General features: G+C 67.3%; 16 protein-coding genes. 5 read left to right on the top strand and 11 right to left on the bottom strand.

Translation table 11 applies throughout. From position 1 onward, the window contains the following. Window positions 1-11 precede the first annotated feature (11 nt). From AB0876_RS08265 to AB0876_RS08235, 7 genes are all read right to left on the bottom strand, one after another. Window positions 12-662 carry a hypothetical protein gene (locus tag AB0876_RS08265; protein ID WP_491839513.1) on the bottom strand — a complete coding sequence of 217 codons (651 nt, stop codon included), beginning with the start codon at window positions 660-662 and terminating at the stop codon, window positions 12-14. Then, entirely contained in the window at window positions 659-1,567 is a 909-nt protein-coding gene (locus AB0876_RS08260) for a VWA domain-containing protein (RefSeq protein ID WP_448444603.1), read from the bottom strand. The genes AB0876_RS08265 and AB0876_RS08260 overlap by 4 nt, the downstream gene beginning before the upstream one ends. Next, window positions 1,564-2,523: a hypothetical protein gene (locus AB0876_RS08255; protein ID WP_448444601.1), complete on the bottom strand. Its 960-nt coding sequence runs from the start codon at window positions 2,521-2,523 to the stop codon at window positions 1,564-1,566. The genes AB0876_RS08260 and AB0876_RS08255 overlap by 4 nt, the downstream gene beginning before the upstream one ends. Continuing rightward, complete coding sequence (locus AB0876_RS08250; RefSeq protein WP_448444599.1) at window positions 2,514-2,987, bottom strand: hypothetical protein; 474 nt, start codon at window positions 2,985-2,987, stop codon at window positions 2,514-2,516. Before AB0876_RS08250 ends, AB0876_RS08255 begins: the two co-directional genes overlap by 10 nt. Beyond that, window positions 2,977-3,843: a DUF58 domain-containing protein gene (locus AB0876_RS08245; RefSeq protein ID WP_499047997.1), complete on the bottom strand. Its 867-nt coding sequence runs from the start codon at window positions 3,841-3,843 to the stop codon at window positions 2,977-2,979. Before AB0876_RS08245 ends, AB0876_RS08250 begins: the two co-directional genes overlap by 11 nt. Window positions 3,844-3,850: 7 nt before the next feature. Further along, window positions 3,851-4,852, bottom strand: coding sequence for an AAA family ATPase (locus AB0876_RS08240; protein ID WP_526041691.1), 1,002 nt, complete (start codon window positions 4,850-4,852; stop codon window positions 3,851-3,853). 340 nt (window positions 4,853-5,192) lie between these two features. Next, window positions 5,193-8,039, bottom strand: a complete 2,847-nt coding sequence (locus tag AB0876_RS08235) for an MMPL/RND family transporter (protein WP_526041690.1) — start codon at window positions 8,037-8,039, stop codon at window positions 5,193-5,195. A gap of 59 nt (window positions 8,040-8,098) precedes the next feature. Between AB0876_RS08235 and AB0876_RS08230 the strand changes: the two genes are divergently transcribed. Beyond that, the gene (locus AB0876_RS08230; protein ID WP_448444589.1) at window positions 8,099-8,812 is read left to right on the top strand and encodes a WHG domain-containing protein; all 714 of its coding nucleotides are present in this window, start codon (window positions 8,099-8,101) and stop codon (window positions 8,810-8,812) included. 5 nt (window positions 8,813-8,817) lie between these two features. Here AB0876_RS08230 and AB0876_RS08225 read toward each other — a convergent pair whose 3' ends face one another. After that, the gene (locus AB0876_RS08225) at window positions 8,818-9,999 is read right to left on the bottom strand and encodes a zinc-dependent alcohol dehydrogenase (protein WP_526041689.1); all 1,182 of its coding nucleotides are present in this window, start codon (window positions 9,997-9,999) and stop codon (window positions 8,818-8,820) included. A gap of 89 nt (window positions 10,000-10,088) precedes the next feature. On the opposite strand from AB0876_RS08225, the gene AB0876_RS08220 reads away from it, so the two are divergent. Next, complete coding sequence (locus AB0876_RS08220) at window positions 10,089-10,583, top strand: flavin reductase (protein WP_448444585.1); 495 nt, start codon at window positions 10,089-10,091, stop codon at window positions 10,581-10,583. A gap of 3 nt (window positions 10,584-10,586) precedes the next feature. Here AB0876_RS08220 and AB0876_RS08215 read toward each other — a convergent pair whose 3' ends face one another. Next, window positions 10,587-11,306 (bottom strand): NUDIX domain-containing protein, encoded by a 720-nt coding sequence (locus AB0876_RS08215; RefSeq protein WP_448444583.1) that lies wholly within the window; start codon window positions 11,304-11,306, stop codon window positions 10,587-10,589. Window positions 11,307-11,357: 51 nt separating this feature from the next. Next, window positions 11,358-11,735: a nuclear transport factor 2 family protein gene (locus AB0876_RS08210; RefSeq protein WP_064880378.1), complete on the bottom strand. Its 378-nt coding sequence runs from the start codon at window positions 11,733-11,735 to the stop codon at window positions 11,358-11,360. A 159-nt stretch (window positions 11,736-11,894) separates the two neighbouring features. Here AB0876_RS08210 and AB0876_RS08205 point away from each other — a divergent pair, with 159 nt between their 5' ends. Then, window positions 11,895-12,503, top strand: a complete 609-nt coding sequence (locus AB0876_RS08205) for a cutinase family protein (RefSeq protein ID WP_110776985.1) — start codon at window positions 11,895-11,897, stop codon at window positions 12,501-12,503. On the opposite strand, the gene AB0876_RS08200 is transcribed toward AB0876_RS08205, so the two are convergent. Then, the gene (locus AB0876_RS08200) at window positions 12,466-13,311 is read right to left on the bottom strand and encodes an adenylate/guanylate cyclase domain-containing protein (protein ID WP_526041929.1); all 846 of its coding nucleotides are present in this window, start codon (window positions 13,309-13,311) and stop codon (window positions 12,466-12,468) included. The two genes, AB0876_RS08205 and AB0876_RS08200, sit on opposite strands and share 38 nt — an antisense overlap. Before the next feature lie 85 nt (window positions 13,312-13,396). Between AB0876_RS08200 and AB0876_RS08195 the strand changes: the two genes are divergently transcribed. Continuing rightward, window positions 13,397-13,870 (top strand): carboxymuconolactone decarboxylase family protein, encoded by a 474-nt coding sequence (locus tag AB0876_RS08195; RefSeq protein WP_448444578.1) that lies wholly within the window; start codon window positions 13,397-13,399, stop codon window positions 13,868-13,870. A gap of 124 nt (window positions 13,871-13,994) precedes the next feature. Next, on the top strand, window positions 13,995-16,538 hold the full coding sequence (locus AB0876_RS08190; protein ID WP_526041688.1) for a DEAD/DEAH box helicase: 2,544 nt from the start codon (window positions 13,995-13,997) through the stop codon (window positions 16,536-16,538). The last annotated feature ends 49 nt before the right edge of the window (window positions 16,539-16,587 follow it).

Below are 16,587 nucleotides of genomic sequence, written 5' to 3'. Positions count from 1 at the left end.
CTCACCCGAATCTAACCCGTCGCCGCGTCACGCAAGATCTGTTGCAGCCGGTCCAACGGATCACCGGAGGTCGGGTCGAGTCGATTCGGGGGCTGGGTAGGCGCCGTCCCGACCGCCCCCGGCGGCAGTACCTGCGCTGCCGGTGGCGGGGGTGGCGGGTTCGGCGGCACGATGGCTCCGGCCGCACCGATCTTGCTGTTCAACCGCGCGGGGGCCCCGCTGTCGGCAAAGCAACCCGCAGGGGCACGGTCGATCACATCCCGTGCGGACAGGTAATGGCTCAGTGCCGTCCGGCCGTCGGCAGCCGCGGTGGCACGGTCACCGAGTGTTTCCCGCACCAGTTCCAGATTGATCCTCGCCGAACATGATTCAGCTCCGCTCAGACGGGCCACCGCGTCGGCGAAGTTCTGATCGGCCTCGACGAGCCGGTCCTCGAGAACAGCCAGTGCGCCCGCGGCGAAACTCGCCTTGCCGGGTTCGACGACATCCAGCATCTGGAGCCGGCTCACCTCGCTCGTCAGCGCCTCGGTGTCCCGGTCGGTGAAGCTGGCCGCCGCCGAATTACCGATCAGCACGACCGAGAGCAGTTTGACGATCGCGATGACGAGCACCAACGCGACCGGGGCCGAGTACACCAGAAGGCGGCGACGCACCGTGCTCATGACCGCAGCCCCATGTCGATCGGTTGGGTGCGACGAAATTCACGGAGCACCTGAAAGAGCTCGACCAGGATGAGCAGGGCGGCCACAGCGGCGAACACCCAGTACAGCTCCACGGCGGTGGACACCGGTACGGCCGCAGGTGACTGACTTCGGGTTTTGTCGCCCGGCAACGCTTCGGCCAACGGTCTCGCATCCGTACGCGACACGAACGGCACCCCGATCTGCTCGGCCACCCCGCGAAGCGCCTGCGCCCCGGCGTCGTCGTACCCGAGTACCGCGCCCCCGTCCACCGCATTCTCGGTCAGCTGGAATTCACGTTGCGGTGCCTGCGATTCCGGGGCACCCGCGCCGAGATAGAACACGAGGTTCTGGGCCCGCGGAAATTGCTGTACGGCGCTGATCAGCTGGTAGCGCAGGATGTTGGCGGCGGCGCCGACGTTGGCATCCGGCGTGTCCGATGCCTCGGGTGCGGCATTGGTCGCGGCCACCACCGGGCGCAGGCTCCAGGTGTCGGCGGACAGCGGCCAGTCCACCGACGGGCGGTCGGCGAAGGAAATCAGGGCGAAGCGTGCCTGCGGGTAGCGTTCGATCAGGGCCGTGATGTCGTCGCGGGCCGCCGCGATCCGTTTCCCCGACATGTCCGGTGAACGGTCCAACAGCACAAAGATATTCGGGTCGCGATCGCCGGCGGGTCGGGGCACGGTGTCGTGCGTTCTTCCGGCGACGGGGCCGAGCGCAGCCACCAGCAGCAGCAAGCCGGCTGTGGTGAGTGCCGACCAGCGCCACACCGAGGCCCAACCACCACCCTGCACCCGGACCCGCCCGAAGCTGATCGCGCGGGCCCCGAGCAGTACCACCGCGAGCACCGCGACCAGCAGTGGCGGCAGGATCGGTTCAAACCTCATCCCCGCATCACCACCGGCCACCACCACAGCACCGCCATGGCCAGCAGCGCGAGCAACACCGGAAACCCCGGCGTTTCGGCCGATCGGACGTCCGCTGACTCGCCGGTCGACCCCGCTTGCGGCGGATGGTCCCGGATCTCGGTCAGATGCGAAGCGACATCGGCCGATCCAAACGATCTACCCCCGGTGGCGCGGGCCAGTTGGCCGGCAGCGCCATCTCCAGATCCGGGGGTGATCGCGTTGACCTGAACACCGGCCGTCACCGCCAGGTCGCGGAGTCGGTCGGTGTCGAACAGCGGTGCCACGTCACCAGGTCGGGGCAGGGACTCAGGGCCCACATAGATCATCGACCGGCGCTGCGCGGACGGCTCGGAAAAGGACGGAAACCCGGTCAGACACATCGCCAGCACATCCTCGACGCCGGCGGCGTAATCGACGTAGGACACCGGCGCGACGAACGGCCACGCACCTTCCTGCTGCCCGAATGCGGCGAACTGTGCTGCGGCGTATTGGTAGTCCCGGGTCAGTGGAATGACCCGCCGGTTCGCCGAGGTCAACCCGACCCGCTCGGTACCGAAGGAGCCGGCCCGATCGGCGAAGTACCGCAGCGTGGTGCCGACGGCGGGATCGGTGAGCGGGCCGCCGACGCACACCATGATGTCCTCCGGGGTCGCAATCTGGTTGGCACGGCTCCACGACGGCAGGCCGGTGGGGCGGGCCGCGATCAGCGCCGAGGCCGCGAAGGCCACCGTCAGCGTCACCATGGCGACGACGGCTGCCACGGTTCGCCGACGCGCGGCGCGCACGTACTCGGGCAGCCGGGTCACCCGCCGGGTATTGGCCAGCGGCACGAATTCGTCCGGGTCCACCGACTGCTTCGGCAACAGGGCCAGGCCAACGCACCCGGCAAGTGCGAGGCAACCGGCGGCCGCCACCGCCCACCAGATCAGGTCCATCCGCGGATCAACTCCTCGGTGGTGGCGCTGGCCGTACCCGCATCGAGCGTCGAACGGTGGTTGAACTGAATGTCGGTGAGGTCTTCCAGAACCGGCGCGGCGGGCGCCGCGGCACTGTCCGCGATCGCGTCGACCTGCATGTACTGTGCCTGCACTCCGGTGGCAGCATGCAGGAATGCGCGCAGTTCGGCACTCAGCGCCGAACCCGCGCCTGCCGCGGTGAGATCCCCCGCCCGGTAACGGTTTCCGATGAGCCGCACCGCGCGGGCCGACCGTCGGCGCAGCAGTTCGGCCCGGGCGGCACCGAGGACGGGCAGCTCCCGCACCGCTCGCCGCCGCGATGTCAGCACGAAAACCCCTCCGTACCACGCGCACAGCAGCAGGGTCAGGCCGATCGCGATCCACAGCCACACCGATGAGTAGGGTGTCGGGCCGATCACATCCCGCAGCAGGTCATCCGGCACGGGCGTACACCCCGGTCATCGCGGTCAATGCCGCCCTGATCCGCACGCTCCCGGTCACCCGGGCATGAGGTATTCGCTGCCTGGTCAGGAATTCGGAAAGTTGTTCGCGCCGTTGCGCTTCTGCCCGCCGATAGGCCTCGATGATGTCTTGGTCCAGCCCAGTCAGGATGGGTCGCCCGTCGGCGACCTCATAGCTGCGGCCGGTGTCGCGGTGTGCGCTCACCGCAGGCATGTCACTGACCAGGGGCCACAGCACGTCGTGGCGGGCGGTCAATGAACCAAGGACCTCGGCCAACCGGTCACTCATCTCGGGTTCGTCGGAAACGACGAAGATCAGCAACCGGTGACGGTAATGGCGGGCCACCCACTCGAGCTGAACCAGGATGTCGCTCGGACCGGGATGGTCGGTGGCGTGGTGGTGGAACCGGTGCAGCATGCTCTCGATGTGGGTCTCGCCGCGGCGCAGCCGGATGTCCACATTACCGCGATGGTCGCCGAGCACCATCGCGATCTCGTCGGATCGGGGCAGCGTCATCAATCCGATCGCACCGATGAGGTGTTGGGCCACAGTCCTTTTCAACTCACCCGACGGCGCCAGTGCGCAGCTGTTGCGCCCGGCGTCCGCGATCACCAGGACCTTGTGGTGCTTCTCGGAGACGAACCGCTTGATCAGGGTGTGCCCAGAGCGTGCGGTGGCCTTCCAGTCGATGTCGCGGACGTCGTCACCGGGCACGTAGGGGCGCAGCTCGTCGAATTCCAGGCTGCGGGTGTGCACCAGCGCGTAGCGGCCGCCTTCGAGCAGCCCGCCGATGTCGCGGCCGGCATACGCCTTGGCGGAGTCCAGGTATCTGCCCATCGCGGCCTCACGGGACCTGCACCGCGCGCAGCACCGAATCGATGACGACATCGGGGGTGATTCGGGCGGTGGCGGCTTCGAAGCCGAGGATCAGCCGGTGCCGCAGCACGCGGTGGGCCAGGCGGGCGATGTCATCGGGCACCACGTGGTCCCGTCCGCGCAGCATCGCCAAGGCGCGTGCCGTCCGGCACAGCGCCAGCGTCGCTCGCGGGCTGGCGCCGTACTCGATCACCCGTGCCAGGTTGGCGGGCAGATGCTGTCCGGGCTCACGGGTGACCGCCACCAGGCGGCTGGCGTACTCGACCAGCGCCCGGTCGAGATATACCGTCCGGACGATGTCCTGCACGCGACGTATGTCGTCGATGGTGACGACGGGAGCTGCACGGTTGCCCCGGTCGTAGAGGCCTGCGTCCATCCGGGCGGCGATCTCCACCTCGTCCTCGATCGAGGGGTAGCCCACGATCTCCTTGAGCATGAAGCGGTCGGTCTGAGCCTCCGACAGCGGATAGGTGCCCTCCTGGTCGACCGGGTTCTGGGTGGCGATGACGAGAAACGGTTCGGGGATGGGATATTCGACGCCGGCGATCGTGGTCTGGCGTTCCTCCATCGCCTCCAGCATGGCGCTCTGGGTCTTGGCGCTGGAGCGGTTGATCTCGTCGAGCAGCACGATGTTGGCGTGTACCGGGCCCAGTTGGGTCGCGAACGAGTTGCTGGCCGCCTCGTAGATCTGGGTGCCGATGATGTCGCTGGGCAACAGGTCGGGTGTGCACTGGATGCGGCGGAAGCTGCCGTCGATGGACTCGGCCACCACGCGGGCGGCCGTGGTCTTGGCCAGCCCGGGCACGCTTTCCAGCAGCAGGTGTCCACCGGCGAGCAGCGCGACCAGCATCGACTCGCGCAAATGGTCCTGGCCGACCACCCGGGCCGAGAACGCCGAGGTCACCGCACCCACAATGCGCTGAGCTTCGGCGGCATCGCGCTGGTCAGCCTGCAATCGCGGTGCGGTCATGGATCCTCTCCGGTTCGGTCGTCCCCCTTCCCCAGACCCAGTCGATGTACCCAGACTTTGCCGATGTCATGCGCGCGGGATTAGTCGGGCCCCGCGCCCGGGTATCCGGGCCGTACGCCACGCGGAGAGGAATTCCGATGGAAAGCAAGGACCTTCCAACTCCCGAAACAGGGATGCTGTTGACCCACTTCTTGACCGTCGCCGACGTGCCGCGATCGAGGGCTTTCTACCGCGACGTGCTCGGCGGCGAGGTGGTGATGGCCGAGGACCCGTGCATCGACCGGAAGGCCGAAGTCCGGTGCTACATGCGCGATCCGGACGGCTACCTCATCGAGGTGGGTCAGATGACCGGTCTACTGAGCGGCGTACACGCCGGCACAGGTTCGGCGATGCGCCGGGGCCACCAGAACCAGCGTCCGAGCAGCACGGCGATCGGCGGGACCACGAACGTCCGTACCACCAGGGTGTCGATCATCAGGCCGATGCCGATGGTGGAGCCCACCTGGGCGATCGTCACCACACTGGCGCCGAGCATCGCGAACATGGTCAGCCCGAACACGATCCCGGCGACGGTGACGACGCTTCCGGTACCGGCGAAGGCCCGGATCGTCGCAGTGCGGACGCCGGCCCGCGCCTCGTCACGCAGCCGCATCGCCAACAGCAGGTTGTAGTCCGCACCGACGGCGACCAGGGCGATGAAGGCCAGGGCGGGCACCGCCCAGTGCAGGGGCTGGCCGAACAGGTACTGCCAGACCGCGACACTGGCTCCCAGCGCCGATGCGTAGGAGATGGTGACGGTGGCCAGCACCACGATCCCGGCGACCGGACTGCGCAGCATGCCGGCCACGATCACGAAAATGAGCACCAGCGTGGCGATCACGAGCAGCGTGAAGTCGTGTTGCACGTAGTCGACGAGCTCTGCGGTGGCGGTGCCGACGCCGGTCAGATCGACGACGCCGCTGGAGGCCAGCGGCGTGTCCTTGAGTGCCTCGGTGGCGGCAATACGAATCTCACTCGAGCGGTCCGCACCGTCGCGGCCCCAGGACTCACCGTCGCCGTAGACCAGCAATCGGGTGGCACGGCCGTCCGGGGAGAACATCATGCCCATCACCCGGCGGTACTCCGGGTCGTCGAAAGTCCTTGGTGGCAGATAGAATCCACCTTCGGAGCTGCCGTCGAAGTCGGTGCTGAGCTGCGACAGGTAGGCGGTCATCTGTTGCATCTGCGGGCCGACCGATCCCAGGCTGGAGCGCAGGGTCGACGTGAGAGCACGCAGTTGCGTCAGCGCCGAGCGCATGGTCGCCACTGCATTGGCCGCATCGTCGAGTGAGTTCGTGGCGCTGGTGGCACCGTCGTTGAGTGCCCCAGCCCCGCCTGCCAGGGTGCCGGTCGCACTCACCGCGTCGTCGAGGGGCGTGACGATTTTCTGCACTGCCGCGCAGATGGGATTGGCCGCGCAGTTGGGGTTGCTGTTGACGAATTGCCGCAGCGGGTCGGCGTATCCGGAGACCGACTGGAGGTTGCCCTGCAATCCCGACATACCCGTCCCGATGTCCTGTGAGCCGGCCCCGACCCGGTTCAGGCCGTCGACGGCGCCGCTCAAGCCGCGTTGCATGCCGTCGAGGGCGGCGTCGAGTTGGCCGATGGTGCCCGTGACAGTTTCCACGGAGCTCATCCCGTCGAGCGCGGATTGCGCTGTGCCGTCGAGCTGTTCGCCGATCTGGCCGGCCTGGTAGGTCAGGGTGCCCTGGCGCACCGGCGTCCCGGCCGGCCTGCTGGCCGATTGGACCGTCCGTACCCCGCGTACTTCCAGGATCTTTCGGGTGACCCGCTCGATCGTGATGAGCCCGGCTGGATTGCGCAGATCGCGATCGGCCTCGACCGAGACGATCTCAGGCAGGAGCCGGTTGTCCGGGAACCGGTCGTGAACCGCCCGGTATCCGCGACTGGAGTCGGTGTCCGCGGGTTGCGCGCTCAGTTCCGCGAAGGAGATGTTGGCGCCGAGCAATGGCACCGCGCAGAAGATCAGCGCAGCCACGGCGACCACCAGGACCGGTCCTGGCCAGCGGGCCACCGCCGTGCCGATCCGGCGCCACCGGTGGCTGATCGTCGCGGCCCGCGGTTCCACCCAACCGCGCCGGCCGAACCAGCCGATCAACGCCGGGGTGAGGGTGAGCGCGCCCAGCATCGCCGCGAGAACACCTATCCCGCTGGGTATTCCGGCGCTGCGCAGAAAGCTCACCTTGGCGAAGGTCAGGCAGAACAACGCGGTGGCAATGGTCGCGGCGGAGCCGGCGATCACCGGGGCCACCCGCCGGTAGGCGTCGGCCAACGCATCCGGTTGCGTCATCCCCGCCCGCCGGTTCTCGTGGTAGCGGCCCAGTAGGAAGATGCCGTAGTCGGTCCCCGCGCCCAGCACCATCGCCGACATCAGCGCCACCGAGAACACCGACACCTCGATCACGCCGTGCTCGCCGAGCAGCGCGACCACCGGCCGGGCGACCGCCAGGGACAGACCGACGGAGGCGAGCGGGACTGCGGCAGTGATCGGCGAGCGGTAGACGAACAGCAGCAGGGCCGCGATCAACCCGACCGTCAGGACGGTGATCCTCGCCAATTGCGAGTCCAGCGCGGCGAATTCATCGACCAGGCTGGGCCCGGGGCCGGTGACGTGGACACGCAATCCGGGCGGGATGTCAGGCGCGTCGACCGCAGCTCGCAGGGCGGTCACGGCGTCGGTCGCGGTGGTGCTGCCCAACTGGCCGGAGAGCCGGGCCATCAGGTAGGCCGACGTGTGGTCCCGGCTTTCGAAGACTCCTGCGGCGGCCGGGTCGTCCCACAGGTCCATCACCGATTCGACGCCGGGAGTGGCGGTGCGCAAGCGGTCGGCCAAGCTGCGGTAGTAGCCGCGGTCGGACTCGCCCAGCGTTCGGTCCGCCTCGAGGACGACGTAGGCGATGTTGTTGCTGTCGGAATCTCCGAACAGCGTGCCCATCCGTTGCGCTGCCTGCGTCGCCCCGGAATCGGTGGGGAAGAACGCCCGGGACTGCTCCTTCACGACGTGTTCCAGCTGGGGCACCGCGACGTTGCCGAGGCCCGCCAGGACCAACCAGGCCGCCACGACCAGGAGTGCATACCGACTCACCGCTCGGGCAATGGTCTCCAACATGGCTCCCCCAACATCCATAACAATGTTATTGGCAGGTATAACATTGTTATGGCAGCATGTCCAGGACGATGTCCAGCATGGGAATTCGCGAAAGCTTGATCGAGGAGAGCCTCCAGGTCCTCGAGGAGAGCGGACCTGAGGCACTCAGCGCCCGCATGCTGGCCAAGCGGATCGGCGCGTCGACGATGGCGGTGTACACCCACTTCGAGGGCATGCCCGGCCTCTACGAGGCACTGGTGCGGGAGTCGTACGTCCGCTTCGGCGAACACCTGAGCCGACGGCCCGACACCGACGACCCGGTGGCGGATCTACTCGCCTCCGGCCTCGCCTACCGCGAGTACGCACTGACCTACCCGCAGCGCTACCGGCTGATGTTCGGGGTCACGTCGCCGTCCATCACGCTGCCGATCGGCCGTGATCTCACCGTCGACGGCAAACCGGCAGCTCTGTCCGAGATCAACTCGGTCTTCGCGCAGATCCCGGCATTCGTACAGCGCTGCATGGATGCCGGCGCGATCGACGTGGGCGATCCGGTGGCCGTGGCCGCCCAGATCTGGACGATGATGCACGGCTACGTCCTGGCCGAGATCATCGGTGTCTTCGGCGTCGACGGCGCGGGAGTCTCGCGGGTGCTCGCACCCCACATCACCAATCTCCTGGTCGGCCTCGGCGGTGACCGCGAACGTATCCAGCTGTCGTTTCAGCGACTGGATCCGCCTGCGACGCCGCCGCGCCCGCCATCACCCGCGACCGCCACCGTCCGGCGCGGGCGCCGGACCCGCAACCCCTAGGCCGCCTACGGCCTGAGGATGATCTTGACGGCGCCGTCCCGCTTCTTCTGGAAGATGTCGTACGCGTGCGGAGCTTCATCGAGCGGCAGCACGTGCGTGGCGAAATCGTCGACACCCAAGGGGTCGTCATCGCCGAGCAACGGCAGAATGTCGCCCACCCACTTCTTCACATTTGCCTGTCCCATCCGCAACTGGACCTGCTTGTCGAACAAAGTCAGCATCGGCAGTGGGTCCGCCATGCCGCCGTAGACGCCGATGAGAGAGATCGTGCCGCCGCGGCGCACGATGTCGATCGCCGAATAGAACGCGTCCAGCCGGTCCAGCCCGGCGTTCTGCATGAACGGCTTGGCGATCGCGTCGGGCATCAACGCGGTCATCTTCTGCAGGGCGGAGGCCACCGGCGAACCGTGCGCCTCCATGCCGACGGCATCGATCACCGAGTCCGTGCCTCGGCCTTCGGTCATCGACCGCACCGCGTCGCCGACCGATTCGTCGAGTGTGTCGAGGTCGATGGTGGTGATCCCGCGAAGTTCGGCACGGGCCAGCCGCTCCCGGATCCGATCCACTGCGATCACCCGGTAGCCGAGATGTTGTGCGATGCGGGCTGCCATGTCGCCGATCGGCCCGAGCCCGAGGACCGTCACCGAGCCCCCATCGGGAATGTCGGCATAGGCAACGGCCTGCCATGCGGTGGGCAGCACGTCCGACAGATAGACGAACCGCGAATCCGGCGGCCCCTCAGGCACTTTGATGTGCGTGAACTGGGCCTGGGGCACTCGGAGATACTCGGCTTGACCGCCGGGAACCTGACCGTAGAGCTCCGAATAGCCGAACAGCGCGGCGCCCATGCCCTGATCACGAACCTGGGTGGTCTCGCACTGCGTGTAGAGCTGCTGATCGCACATGAAGCAGTGGCCGCACGAAATCTGGAAGGGGATGACCACACGCTCGCCGACTGTCAGACTGCCGACGGCGGGACCCACCTCTTGGACGATGCCCATCGGCTCGTGGCCCAGGATGTCGCCCGGATGCATGAAGGCACCGAGCACCTCATAGAGATGGAGGTCCGAGCCGCAGATGTTGGTCGAGGTCACCTCGATGATTGCGTCGGTGGGATCTTGGATCTCGGGGTCGGGCACGGTATCGACCCGCACGTCCCGCCGGCCGTGCCAGGTAACAGCTTTCAAGATCTACTCCCATCGCTCGCGGTATCGCAGGTGAGGGCTACCCCGCCAGACCGGCGCCAAACCGCACCGGGGTGGTCGACAATGGGCTGATGGCACAGAGCTGGGACGGCTTCGATGGATTTCTCGAGCTCATCGACTACCCGATGTTCGTCGTGACGGCACACGGCGAGGACGGGCCGGCAGGTTGTCTGGTCGGCTTCACCACTCAGGCCAGCATCGATCCACCTCGTTTCCTTGTCGGTATTTCGAAGCAGAACCACACCTTTGCCGTCTCGGAAGCGGCCACGCATCTGGGTGTGCACCTATTGGCCGGCGACGACCTCGAACTGGCTCGCTGGTTCGGTGGCCAGACCGGTGACGAGGTCGACAAGTTCGCCGAGTGCAGCTGGCATCTAGGCACCGCCGGCACACCGATTCTCGATGCCGCCCCGGCCTGGTTCGTCGGCGTCATCCTCGACCGGTTCGATCTCGGCGACCATGTCGGCTACCTGTTGAACCCGGTTGACGGCCAGGCGCCCGGCGAGCCGCGGCCATGGGTCAACCTCAGCGACGTCGCCGACCTCAAGCCCGGACACGACGCCTGAGCGTCACTTCCAGGCGAAAACCGGCTGCTCGAGTTCGTCGACCGGATCCGTACGACCCTCCAGGGCCAACCACCGCAACTGCAACAGGACCGCACCGGTCGGCGCGTGGATCAGATCGTTGCCCAACGGAATCTGCACGACCGGGCGCGGGCTCTCCGGGATCGTGATGAACCGCGGCGAATCCTCGCGCTGCAGTTGGTGCAGGCCCACGCGGTACGCCGCCACCACCTCGTCGGGAGACGGCCGTAGATCCAGCCGGCCGCCGCCCCAGATCACCACCGGGGTGATGACGTAGCCGGAGCGGGTCGGGTAGTCGTCGAGCAGTCCCAGCACCGACGAGTCCGACAGGCTCACCCCGACCTCTTCGTCCAGTTCCCGCAGCGCGGCCTCGACCGCATTTTCACCCGGGTCCAGCCGGCCGCCGGGAAGCGCCCACTGCGCAGCGTGCGACGACAACCGAGATGTCCTGCGACACAACAGAAAAGCTGCCCCGCCCGACACATCCACCATGCGGCCGTCCAGCCCGGGCTCCGGCATCGGCCGTCCGCCGATCCACTCGTCGACCGGCGCCGGATCCACCCGGTCCTCACCGAGTTCGGAATCGACCAGCACCACCGCGACCGCCGCATGCCGCTTCGTCGGGTCGGTCACGGCGCGGCGCTCGTGCCCCGCCAGATGCGCCCCGATACGTTCCCGCAGGGCTTCGTCATAGGCGATCGTCACCGCTCGACCATATGCGGATACGCCGAGGACCCGACGCCGAGGTGACGCCCGCTACTGGTCCGGCTTGCGAGTCTGCTGATACAGCGCGAGCTTCCAGGCACCGTCGACCCGGTGGTAGACGCTGGACATGGCGCCGACGAAGGCAGGCTCCTCCTCGTCGCGATAGGCCGTACCGGTGTAGACCAGGGCGGCGCTGTCGTCGTCGAGCACGATGAGCCGCACTCCGCTGATCTCATAGGCACGCCACGGCGGCGACTCCGAGAGTGCGCTGACGACCGTGTTGCGGTCCATCACCATGCCGTTGGCGAGCACCATCACCGCATCGGGCAGCATCAGCTCGCCATAGAAATCGGCGCCGGTGGACTCGCACAGCGAGTCCCACCCGGCACGTTCGATGTGCAGGAGTTCGTCGGAAACTTGGCTGGTCACTGCTGGGTGATACCCGTTACTCGGACCTGGTATGCCTGGGCAACTCTGTTAAAACAGTGGTAGAAGTGACGTGTGGGTGTCCGTCAGGTATCGGCCCTCGCGGGCATCGCAGCAGTGTCTGCGGCCGCCGCGCTGGGCACGATCGCGACGCCCATCGCGATGCCCTCGGCCGCGGCCGCACCCGACTGTCCCGACATCGAGGTCGTCTTCGCCCGTGGCACCGACGAACCCGCCGGTATCGGCAACGTCGGCAAGGCGTTCGTCGACACGCTGCGCCCCATGGTCAAGGGCTCGACGATCGGCACCTACGCGGTCCAGTACCCCGCGTCGTGGGACTTCATGAAGGCCGCGGCCGGCGCCACCGACATGAGCAAGCGCGTCCAGGCCACCGCGGCCCGGTGCCCCAAGACCAAGATCGTGATGGGCGGCTATTCACAGGGCGCGGCCGTCGTCGACGTGGTGGCCACCTCGCCGATCGCCGGTCTGGGCTACAGCGCCCCACTGCCCGCCGCGGTCGTCCCGCGCGTCGCGTCGGTCGTGGTTTTCGGAAACCCGTCGGCGCGCCTCGGTCAGCCGTTGACCCGGATGAGCCCGGACTTCGGCGCCAGGACCGCGGACCTGTGCAACACCAACGATCCGATCTGTTCGCTCGGCCGGGACTGGAATGCGCACATCACCTATCCCAAATCGGGCCTGATCAAGCTTGCCGCGCAATGGGTCACGCGGCACGTCAAGGCGCCGCCTCCAGCGCCGGCTGCTCGGCGCTGAGCACCGGATAGAGCCGGTGGGTCCCCGGGAGACCCTTCAGCTCCACATCCCGCGCCGCACCCAGCGCGATGTCATCGAGGTGCTTAACCGCCTCCCCCACCGGTTCGCTGACCAGGATCTCGCCGCCGTCGGCCTGTCCGGCGACCCGCGCCGCCATCGCCACGTCGAGCCCGAACAGATCGTCGCCACGGCGCACCGATGTGCCCATGTGCACACCGATGCGCACCCGGATCGCCTGCCAGCGTTGGGGGTTCTCCGCGAGCGCGCGCTGCACGTCGGTGGCGAAGCGCACCGCGTTCTCCGGGTCGGCGAACGCGATCATGAACCCGTCGCCCTGGGTCTTGACCACATGACCGCCATGCTTGTCGACCCGCGCCTGAACGAGTTTGTTGTGCTTCTCCAGCAGCTTCACCCAGGCCCGGTCACCCATCGCGGCGTTGTATTCGGTCGAGCCCTCGATGTCGGAGAAGACGATGACGACGCGCCCGTCAGCGGTCAGCCGGGCCAGGTCCGGGCGTTCCACCTGAGCCCATCCGGCCAGATCCTCGATCGAGTTGCGCACCGTCGCGCCCAGGCCCTTGTTGATCAGCATGTCCGCGGTCTGAAAGACCGTCTTGATCGCCAGGGGTGCCACCCCGCGACGACGCTTCCGCCGCCGGTCCTCGTCCTCGAGCTTCATGCGCTCGATCTCACGGCGGGCGTTGTTCAGCTGCCGCCGGCTCACGATGAACAGCACCAGGAACGTCACGAACGCCGCGAACAGCGCGACGACAACCACCAGCAGTACGACCTCGACAGTGGACGGCATCGGCACCCGCTGATTATCGCCGCATGTCACATTTCGTCGATTCGCGGTGTCCCAAGGGGGTAGTCACCGACAACTAGGAGTCACCATGGATGCTCGTTTGAACCTGTTCGAGAACCGGACCGCCGCCAAGATGCTGAAGTACGTCACGTCGGCGGGCAAGGTCATCACGGACTCGACGCTTCCCGAGTCCACCCACCAATTGGTGGCGCTGCGCGCCAGCCAGATCAACGGCTGCGCCTTCTGCACCGACATGCACACCAAGGACGCCGCTGCCGCCGGTGAGACCCAGCAGCGCCTGCACCTGGTCGCGGCGTGGCGGGAGGCCACCGTGTTCACCGAAGCCGAACGCGCCGCGCTGGAACTGACCGAGGAGGGCACCCGGATCGCCGACGCCGCGGGCGGGGTCAGCGACGAGGTGTGGGCGAACGCGGTCAAGCACTACGACGAGGATCAGCTGGCCGCCCTGGTGTGCCTCATCGCCTTCATGAACACCGTCAACCGCCTGAACGTGATCGTTCAGATGCCCGCAGGGGACTACCAGCCAGGTCAGTTCGGATAGCGATGCTGCGCTCGCGTTCGTAACGCAGTGGCGGGCGAGAGGCCAGTTCTTCGCCACAGCGTTACGAACGTGAACCGTGCCCGGCGATCGACGGGGCCGGCCAACTGGCACGCTGGTCATCAATATGACCACTCCCCTGCTCGACGATCCGAACGACCTCTCGGCACTGCAAGCCAAGGGCGGTGACGCCGACGCTCTGTTCACCGACTTCGCCGGCTGGGCCGAGGCCAACGGCACCACGCTCTACCCCGCGCAGGAGGAGGCGCTGATCGAACTGGTCAGCGGAGCGAACGTGATCCTCGCGACGCCGACCGGTTCCGGAAAGTCGCTGGTGGCCACCGGCGCGATCTATGCGGCACTCGCCGCGGACCGCGTCAGTTTCTACACCGCCCCGATCAAGGCGCTGGTCAGTGAGAAGTTCTTCGCGCTGTGCGACGTGTTCGGGGCCGACAACGTCGGCATGCTGACCGGGGACGCATCGGTCAACGCCGACGCACCGATCATCGCCTGCACCGCCGAAATCTTGGCCAACCTCGCGTTGCGGGAGGGCGCCGACGCTGACATCGGCCTGGTGGTGATGGACGAGTTCCACTTCTACGGCGACCCGGACCGCGGCTGGGCCTGGCAGGTGCCACTGCTGGAACTTCCCAAGGCCCAGTTCCTGCTGATGTCGGCCACGCTGGGCGACGTCGAATTCCTGCGCAAGGACCTGACCCGGCGCACCGGACGGGAGACGGCCCTGGTGGCCGGGGCGCAACGGCCGGTGCCGCTGTTCTTCTCATATGCCACCACGCCGATGCACGAGACCATCGCCGACCTGCTCGATACCAAGCAGGCCCCGATCTACGTCGTGCACTTCACCCAGGCCTCGGCGCTGGAGCGGGCGCAGGCCCTGATGAGTGTCAACGTCAGCACCAAGGAGGAGAAGGCCGCGATCGCCGAGATGATCGGCGGTTTCCGCTTTTCCACGACATTCGGAACCACGTTGTCGCGGCTGGTGCGCCACGGCATCGGCGTCCACCACGCCGGCATGCTGCCCAAGTACCGCCGGCTGGTGGAACAGTTGGCCCAGGCCGGGTTGCTCAAGGTGATCTGCGGTACCGACACCCTCGGCGTCGGGATCAACGTGCCGATCCGCACCGTCGTCTTCTCCGCGCTGTCCAAATACGACGGCACCCGGATGCGGTTGCTCAACGCCCGCGAGTTCCACCAGATCGCCGGGCGCGCCGGCCGCGCCGGATACGACACCGCGGGCACCGTGGTGGTGCAGGCGCCCGACCACGAGGTCGAGAACATCAAGCAGTTCGCCAAGGTCGCCGACGATCCTAAGAAGCGCCGAAAGTTGGTGCGGCGCAAGGCGCCTGAGGGCATGGTGCCGTGGGGCGAGAACACCATGAACCGGCTGATAGAGGCCGCGCCCGAGGCGTTGACCAGCAACATGCGGGTGTCGACGGCGATGATCCTCGACGTGGTGGACCGTCCCGGCGATCCGTTCGCGGCGATGCGGCGCCTGCTCACCGACAACCATGAACCGCGCAAACGTCAGCTGAAACACATCCGGGAGGCCGTGGGCATCGCCCGGTCCCTGCTGCAGGCCGGCGTCGTGGAACGTCTCGACGAACCCGAGGCCGATGGTCGTCGCTACCGGCTGACCGTCGACCTGCCGCCCGATTTCGCGCTCAACCAACCGCTGTCGACCTTCGCTCTGGCCGCGGTGGACGTGCTCGATCCCGACGCGGAAGATCCAGCAAGCTATGCCTTGAATGTCATTTCGGTGATCGAGGCCACCCTGGAAGATCCCCGCCAGATTCTGGCCGCGCAGCTGAACAAGGCCAGGGGCGAAGCGGTGGCCGAGATGAAGGCCGAGGGCATCGAGTACGACGAACGCATCGAACTGCTCGACGAGGTCACCTATCCCAAGCCACTGGCCGAACTGCTGGAACACACCTACGAGGTCTACCGGCAGACCAATCCGTGGGCGGCCGACGGGCACCTGTCGCCCAAGTCGGTGGTGCGTGAGATGTGGGAACGGGCCCTGACCTTCCGTGAGTACATCAGCGTCTATGGGCTGACCCGCTCCGAAGGCGCGGTGCTGCGCTACCTGTCGGATGCGTTCAAGGCGCTGCGCTCCGGTGTGCCCGCCTCGGCGCGGACCGAGCAACTCGCCGACATCGTCGAATGGCTCGGCGAATTGGTGCGCCAAGTGGATTCCAGCCTGCTCGACGAATGGGAGCAGCTGACCAGTCCGGACCAACCTCACGACGCACCGGTGGCGGTTCCGGCCCGACCACGGCCGCTGACCGGCAACGAGCGGGCGTTCACCGCGATGGTGCGCAACGCACTGTTCCGTCGGGTGGAGTTGTTCGCGCGGGCCCGCTGGGACGAGCTCGGTGCGCTGGACGCCTCATCCGGGTGGACGCCCGAACGCTGGGCCGAAATCGGGGAAGAGTACTTCGACGAGCACGCCGAGGTGGGCACCGGAGCAGATGCTCGGGGCCCGGCGTTGCTGATCTTCGACCGGCAGCCGCAGGTGTGGCGGATTCGACAGATCCTCGAAGATCCTGCCGGAGATCACGATTGGGGCTTCGACGTGGAAGTCGACCTGGCCGCGAGCGACGAAGAGGGTGCCGCGGTGCTGCGTATCGTGGATGTCGGCCGGATGGGGTGAGCGCTTGCTGACCTGAATTTTATCGCGACCCCGGGGCCTTGCGGCAAGG

Origin of the sequence: Mycobacterium sp. NPDC049093, assembly GCF_040704635.1 — a bacterium.
GTDB lineage: Bacteria > Actinomycetota > Actinomycetes > Mycobacteriales > Mycobacteriaceae > Mycobacterium.
Note: the sequence above shows the minus strand (reverse complement) of the source record. Positions and strands in the feature narration are given on the sequence as shown.

Coding starts and splice junctions, on each gene's coding strand:
- AB0876_RS08235 (WP_526041690.1), bottom strand. CDS start 8,039: ATGGATGTTGGGGGAGCCATGTTGGAGACCATTGCCCGAGCGGTGAGT.
- AB0876_RS08230 (WP_448444589.1), top strand. CDS start 8,099: ATGGGAATTCGCGAAAGCTTGATCGAGGAGAGCCTCCAGGTCCTCGAG.
- AB0876_RS08240 (WP_526041691.1), bottom strand. CDS start 4,852: ATGACCGCACCGCGATTGCAGGCTGACCAGCGCGATGCCGCCGAAGCT.
- AB0876_RS08255 (WP_448444601.1), bottom strand. CDS start 2,523: ATGGACCTGATCTGGTGGGCGGTGGCGGCCGCCGGTTGCCTCGCACTT.
- AB0876_RS08245 (WP_499047997.1), bottom strand. CDS start 3,843: ATGGGCAGATACCTGGACTCCGCCAAGGCGTATGCCGGCCGCGACATC.
- AB0876_RS08260 (WP_448444603.1), bottom strand. CDS start 1,567: ATGAGGTTTGAACCGATCCTGCCGCCACTGCTGGTCGCGGTGCTCGCG.
- AB0876_RS08205 (WP_110776985.1), top strand. CDS start 11,895: ATGCCCTCGGCCGCGGCCGCACCCGACTGTCCCGACATCGAGGTCGTC.
- AB0876_RS08265 (WP_491839513.1), bottom strand. CDS start 662: ATGAGCACGGTGCGTCGCCGCCTTCTGGTGTACTCGGCCCCGGTCGCG.
- AB0876_RS08200 (WP_526041929.1), bottom strand. CDS start 13,311: ATGCCGTCCACTGTCGAGGTCGTACTGCTGGTGGTTGTCGTCGCGCTG.
- AB0876_RS08190 (WP_526041688.1), top strand. CDS start 13,995: ATGACCACTCCCCTGCTCGACGATCCGAACGACCTCTCGGCACTGCAA.
- AB0876_RS08195 (WP_448444578.1), top strand. CDS start 13,397: ATGGATGCTCGTTTGAACCTGTTCGAGAACCGGACCGCCGCCAAGATG.
- AB0876_RS08220 (WP_448444585.1), top strand. CDS start 10,089: ATGGCACAGAGCTGGGACGGCTTCGATGGATTTCTCGAGCTCATCGAC.